The organism is Succinimonas sp. (genome assembly GCF_045225735.1).
GTDB lineage: Bacteria > Pseudomonadota > Gammaproteobacteria > Enterobacterales > Succinivibrionaceae > Succinimonas.
The window spans coordinates 1-5,533 of sequence record NZ_JBGVBR010000011.1; the positions used below are offsets into that span (position 1 = coordinate 1).

Annotated in this window: 5 protein-coding genes and 1 tRNA gene; 3 read left to right on the forward strand and 3 right to left on the reverse strand. The window is 51.6% G+C overall.

Features of this window, described 5'->3' with window-relative positions:
- Positions 1 to 213: 213 nt before the first annotated feature.
- Positions 214 to 762, reverse strand: a complete 549-nt coding sequence (locus ACJROR_RS00305; protein ID WP_406545354.1) for a DUF4124 domain-containing protein — start codon at positions 760 to 762, stop codon at positions 214 to 216.
- A 496-nt stretch (positions 763 to 1,258) separates the two neighbouring features.
- Between ACJROR_RS00305 and glnL the strand changes: the two genes are divergently transcribed.
- Positions 1,259 to 2,377 carry a nitrogen regulation protein NR(II) gene (gene glnL, locus ACJROR_RS00310; RefSeq protein WP_406545355.1) on the forward strand — a complete coding sequence of 373 codons (1,119 nt, stop codon included), beginning with the start codon at positions 1,259 to 1,261 and terminating at the stop codon, positions 2,375 to 2,377.
- Positions 2,378 to 2,390: 13 nt separating this feature from the next.
- On the forward strand, positions 2,391 to 4,010 hold the full coding sequence (gene ntrC / locus ACJROR_RS00315) for a nitrogen regulation protein NR(I) (protein WP_406545356.1): 1,620 nt from the start codon (positions 2,391 to 2,393) through the stop codon (positions 4,008 to 4,010).
- Positions 4,011 to 4,095: 85 nt separating this feature from the next.
- Here ntrC and ACJROR_RS00320 read toward each other — a convergent pair whose 3' ends face one another.
- The gene (locus tag ACJROR_RS00320) at positions 4,096 to 4,341 is read right to left on the reverse strand and encodes an LPP leucine zipper domain-containing protein (protein WP_406042501.1); all 246 of its coding nucleotides are present in this window, start codon (positions 4,339 to 4,341) and stop codon (positions 4,096 to 4,098) included.
- Positions 4,342 to 4,868: 527 nt separating this feature from the next.
- Between ACJROR_RS00320 and ACJROR_RS00325 the strand changes: the two genes are divergently transcribed.
- The gene (locus ACJROR_RS00325; RefSeq protein ID WP_406545357.1) at positions 4,869 to 5,339 is read left to right on the forward strand and encodes a hypothetical protein; all 471 of its coding nucleotides are present in this window, start codon (positions 4,869 to 4,871) and stop codon (positions 5,337 to 5,339) included.
- A gap of 112 nt (positions 5,340 to 5,451) precedes the next feature.
- Here the strand turns inward: ACJROR_RS00325 and ACJROR_RS00330 are convergent.
- Positions 5,452 to 5,528, reverse strand: a tRNA-Asp gene (locus ACJROR_RS00330).
- Positions 5,529 to 5,533: the final 5 nt, after the last annotated feature.

Below are 5,533 nucleotides of genomic sequence, written 5' to 3' on the forward strand. Positions count from 1 at the left end.
GCCCACACAGATTGTCTAAGCTGTTTGTTAAAGAACTTCGCTGAGCTTTACCCTGTCAGCGAGTGCGTATTTTAGAGTTTTTTTGAAACCCGTCAACACATTTTTGATCTTTTTCAAAAAAACGCTAAAAAAGGAGCGCTTCTGGATGTTTTTTAACCAAAAACACCACCAAAACGCCCCTTTTAAGATGCTATCGCCTGAAAAATCTAACTGTCAGTGCACACTTACCCTGAGAACAGTGACCTTTACACTGTTGGAGGTAAAAATCTTGCCGCCCTGAACCTGTACCTTGGTGGTAATCATATGCTCGCCCCGGGGCACGCCCTCTAAGCGCACCGACGGAGAATTGTTGGCAGAACCAAACAGGGAGCCATCAATAAACACCTTGGTGGAATAATTTCCCGATGGCATCGGGTTAATGCTGGAGGATACAGTTACCACACCGTCATTGGCGCGAATTTCCTGACCGTTAGCCGGAGAAACAATGGTTACCTTGATGTTATTGTTGGAGGTGGCATTAGACGGCCTTATAGTCTCTCGCTGGGGAACATAAACGGTATCCACAGTGCCAACCTTAGGAGCCTTTACATCGACTTTTGATGCCCCGTTCTGACTGGCAACGCGCTGTTCGTCTCCGTAATGAGTGACGCCATTGCTGTCAACCCACTTGTAAACCTCCTCGGCGTTTGCGCTGACCGCTAAAACTCCCAGCCCCGCGGCCAAAACATATAAAGCGGCTTTAAGCTTTTTCACAGTTTTCATAGCAACCTTTACCTCTGTATTCATTCCGGACTCGCGGCAGCGCCTGCCTGCCGTCATCCCTGCCGAACATATCTGATCCCCTATAATGCATTATATCCGTAACGCTGTCATTAAATTGTGATGCTGTTTGTGATGCTGTTTGTTATGCAATGTCGCCGCAGCGCGGAAAGCCGGAAATATTTCATCTCCGGGGCAATCTTTTCCAAAACCCGGATCTCTCCGGACTTTTCCGAAGGGCCCCGGTCTCGCAGAAATTCTCCCGGGGTGCGGTAAAGCAACGCCCCGGGGAAATGCCTTTTAGGCTCTGTGGTAAAAATATTGCATTAAGCCCCGGGGATAATTCCGGATTATCCCGGCAAAATACCGATCCGGAGCCGGACAACAGGAAATTCCGCCCGGTTCTCAGGAGATGGCGATTAAACAGTAATCACCATCATGGTGCGTTTGCACCAAATAAAACATTATTCCCAATTCCATGCACTAATTTGGTGATATTATGAGACTAAAGGATTTGGCGCCTTCCCTGCTTTCCAATATCAGCACCGGCATTATGGCGCTGAACCGGGATTTTGACATTGTCTTCTCAAATCCGGCCTGCGAGCAGATTCTGGGCATCAGCGCCGCCAAAATGAAGAGCTCGTTCTTTCCCGATATTTTCAGCTACTCCAGCATAGATTTCTGGAAGCTGCTTACAGCGGCTGCGGAAGAAAAGGAGGTATTTTCCATCAGCAATGCCGTCCTGGTTACCGCTCATGAAAAGATCTTCTGCGATGTCGCCATTTCCAGCTTCAGCCTGGATATCGCGCCCGGCAAAAAAGCTCCGGAGCCGCCCCGGCAGGAATCTCTGCTCCTTTGCGAATTCAAAAAGGTTTCCCGGGAAAGAGTAATGGAGCATGAGCGCCAGCAGGAGAGCCAGCAGAATGCCGCCCGGGATCTCGTGAGAAGCCTGGCTCATGAAATTAAAAATCCTCTGGGAGGACTCCGGGGCGCCGCTCAGCTTATTCAGAAGGAATACAGTCATGATTCCTCCCTCTATGAATACTGCAACATCATTATGGAACAGGCCGATCGCCTTAAAAACCTGGTTGACCGGCTTCTGGGACCGCAAAAAGCCGTTCCGGCCGAGTACGGCAATATCCACTGCATTATTGAAAAGGTCAGAAAGCTGCTGCTGCTTGATATCAGCGAGGACATTTGCATCGAAAGAGACTATGACCCTTCCCTGCCGGAAATCAAGATGGATGCGGCAAAAATGGAGCAGGCTCTCCTGAACATCATCGGAAACGCCGTGGCGATTCTTAAGGAAAACCATGTTAACCCCGGACTGATAAGCATTCAAACCCGGGCGGATTACTGCGTCAGTATCAGAGGCCGCTACTTTCCCACAGTCATGAAAATCACCATTACCGACAACGGCCCCGGCATTCCGCCGGAAATTGCCGATACCATCTTTTATCCCATGGTGTCACGCCGGGCCGGAGGCACCGGCCTCGGGCTCCCCATCGCCCAGAGCATTATCGCCCAGCATCACGGCAAAATCGAGTGTCAGAGCTTTTCCGGCCAGACACAGTTTATTATTTACCTCCCTCTGAGCTCAGAAGGAACCGCGCAATAAGGAGAAATATTTCATGTCCGACAACTACAAGAACGGCAGAGTCTGGATTGTGGACGATGACAGCGCCATCCGTTTTGTTATCGACCGGGCTCTGACCAAGGAAGGATTCGTCTCTGAGGTTTTTTCCGACGGGGAATCAGCCCTGAAAAAGCTGCAATCCAGTCAGCCGGAATGCATTATCTCCGATATCAAAATGCCCGGCATTGACGGCATCTCCATGCTTAAGGAAATCCACCGCGGTTTTCCGGAGATTCCGGTAATCATTACCACGGCCCACAGCGACCTTATGAATGCCGTGCGCTCCTATGAAAACGGCTCCTTTGAATATCTCCCCAAGCCCTTTGACCTGGATGAATGCATCGCCATCGTCAAAAAGGCAGTGACCCAGTACCGCAAAAACGCTCCCGGAACAAATACCGGAGAAAATGACGCAGGTTCCCTGAGCTCCCGCAGCATCACCGAGCTTATCGGCGAGTCCCAGGCCATGCAGGAGGTATACCGGGTTATCGGCAGAATCTCCCACTCCAATGTCAGCGTCCTTATCATGGGGGAATCCGGCACCGGCAAGGAGCTGGTAGCGCGGGCCATTTACCGGCACAGCACCAGAAACCGGAAGCCCTTTGTGGCCCTTAATATGGCCGCCATTCCTCAGGAGCTCATCGAATCTGAACTGTTCGGCCATGAAAAGGGCTCCTTCACCGGGGCCAACAGCCAGAGAATAGGCCGTTTTGAAGAAGCCAACACCGGAACCCTGTTTCTGGACGAAATCGGGGACATGCCCATGGAAGCACAGACCAGACTGCTCCGGGTGCTGGAAAACCGGGAATTCTACCGGGTGGGAGGACAGACCCCCATATCCGTGGATGTCCGCATTCTGGCTGCCACCAACAAGAATCTCCCGGAATATGTAAAAAAGGGCCTGTTCCGCGAGGATCTGTACTTCCGCCTGAATGTGATCAGCATTCGCATCCCCCCGCTCCGGGACAGATCCGATGACATTAAAAAGCTCACCAGGCACTTTCTGGATAATGCCGGAACAGAAATGAACGCGCCCCCGAAAATCCTCCGGGAGGATGCTCTGGAAATCCTGAGAACCTTCTCCTGGCCGGGAAATATCCGCCAGCTCCAGAATGTCTGCCGCTGGCTGACGGTAATGGCCCCAGGACAGATCATCACCCCGCCGGATCTGCCCGAAGAAATCCGGCATCCCGATAATGCAGTTTCCGCTGCCGGCGCCGGCGCCGGCGCTCCGGAATATCCCGGGACGCCGGCCCCGGAGCCGAAACATTCTGCCGGAACTGCTCCGGAGGAAGGATATGATAATGCTGCATTGCCCTTGCCGGCGGAGCAGGCTCCGGCCGGTTCCCCGGCCGCAAGCGGCATCCGGGGCGGCAGCGCCGCTGCCTCAACCGACTGGGAGCCCATTCTGGGGAACTGGGTCGCCAAAAAGCTCAGCGAAGGCAATATCGATATTCAGAAGGAGGCCATGGACGCTTTTGAATTTATCATGATAAAGGAAGCCCTGAAATTTACCCATGGCAAAAAGCTGGAGGCCGCCCGCATTCTGGGTATTGGCAGAAACACCCTTACCAGAAAGCTGCAGGAATTCCGGGAGCGCTTCAAGGATAACTGAGGAAAGCAAAAAGGGCCCCGGAATCTCCCGGAGCCCCATGAAAAAGGGGAGTCATTGACTCCCCCCGGAAACGCATTACCGAAAATTACTTCTTGTAACGGTTAGCCATGTTGTCAAGACGCTCGTTAGCGCGAGCAGCGTCAGCTCTGGCAGCGGCAACTTCGTTGCTCAGCTGGTTCTGGTTGGACTTAACAGCAGCAACATCAGCAGCAAGAGCGTCAACCTTCTGAGAAAGAGCGTCAACCTTCTGAGAAAGAGCATCGGTGTTAGAGCAGCCAACAAGAGCAGCGCCTAATACAGCAGTGCCTAAAACAACCTGTAACTTATTCATGATTTTCTCCATCATATTATCGTTATTTAAGTTTATTACCCTGGAATCTGCGAACAGACCCCGCCGGATTTGGTTGTAATTTTAGCCTAATATTAAGCATAAGTCACGTTTTTTCAAATATTTTTTTTGAGCATCGTCGCACTGCGGTCACATAAGGCTGTTGCGCTTCCAAACAAAATTTATAAAAGAATGAGTATAGATATTTTTGGCCTTGGGCGGTTTATATTATGATGAAAGCGGCTCATTAGCGCCTCACCGAGGTGATTTATCGCGGCCTGCATGATAACGACAGTTAAAAGCGGCAGAGACGCAGCCGATTATCAGAGCTGACAGGAACAACGTCTCCCATAAGCAAGACTGCACCATATACGAAGAGTCATTTCAGAAAATGCCTCATTTCCGAAAAAGCCCCGTCTCACACAAAGAGGATAATCCCATGCCCGCCGCGTCAGGTTTTTGATAAAATCTCCGCTCATAACCGATTCCGGTCATTTCCGGAACCGCTTCCAATCTCAAGGAGAGCCTAGATGATAAATATTAAGAGAATGGCCAAAGGGCTTCTTCCCGGCCTTGGCATCATAACTCTGGCGTTAAGCGCCATGCTTCCCGGGACAGCCGGCGCGGATTACGCCATAGTGCCGCCGTCAGTAATCGGCAAGGACGGCAAAATTCAGCTCCGCTATCTCAATGATGTCCTGATTCCCATGATGAGGGACAGCATCAAAGAAGCCTCCCGGAGCACCGACGATTTCTCTCTCGCGGACATGCGCCGGGGTAACGGCGCCTCCATTATCATGATCTGGCAGGTCAGAAGCAAAAGCACTCAGGAACAGATAAAGAATCTTTCGGACTCTCCGTCCTTCCTGTGCAGCCTCCTGAGCTCCGGAGACCGGGAACTTCTGAAGCTTATTGACTATATGGAGCAGGACTACATTACTCCTGATAAAACGGTGATTAAGAAAACCCGCCTCAGCAAGGAGGACTGCCGCCTTAAGTAAGATGCCGGCTTCCGGAGGGCAGGGCTCTCCGGAAGCTGTCTTTCGGGAACTTTATTAATGGTGAACAGAAAACGAAAAACGGGATATCAGATGATACCCCGTTTTGGATGAGTGGCGGAACGGACGGGGCTCGAACCCGTGACCTCCTGCGTGACAGGCAGGCATTCTAACCAGCTGAACTACCGCTCCGTGCT

Excerpts from the sequence above, each read along its gene's own strand:
- ACJROR_RS00325 (WP_406545357.1), top strand. The coding sequence starts at position 4,869 with ATGATAAATATTAAGAGAATGGCCAAAGGGCTTCTTCCCGGCCTTGGC.
- glnL (WP_406545355.1), top strand. The coding sequence starts at position 1,259 with ATGAGACTAAAGGATTTGGCGCCTTCCCTGCTTTCCAATATCAGCACC.
- ntrC (WP_406545356.1), top strand. The coding sequence starts at position 2,391 with ATGTCCGACAACTACAAGAACGGCAGAGTCTGGATTGTGGACGATGAC.
- ACJROR_RS00305 (WP_406545354.1), bottom strand. The coding sequence starts at position 762 with ATGAAAACTGTGAAAAAGCTTAAAGCCGCTTTATATGTTTTGGCCGCG.
- ACJROR_RS00320 (WP_406042501.1), bottom strand. The coding sequence starts at position 4,341 with ATGAATAAGTTACAGGTTGTTTTAGGCACTGCTGTATTAGGCGCTGCT.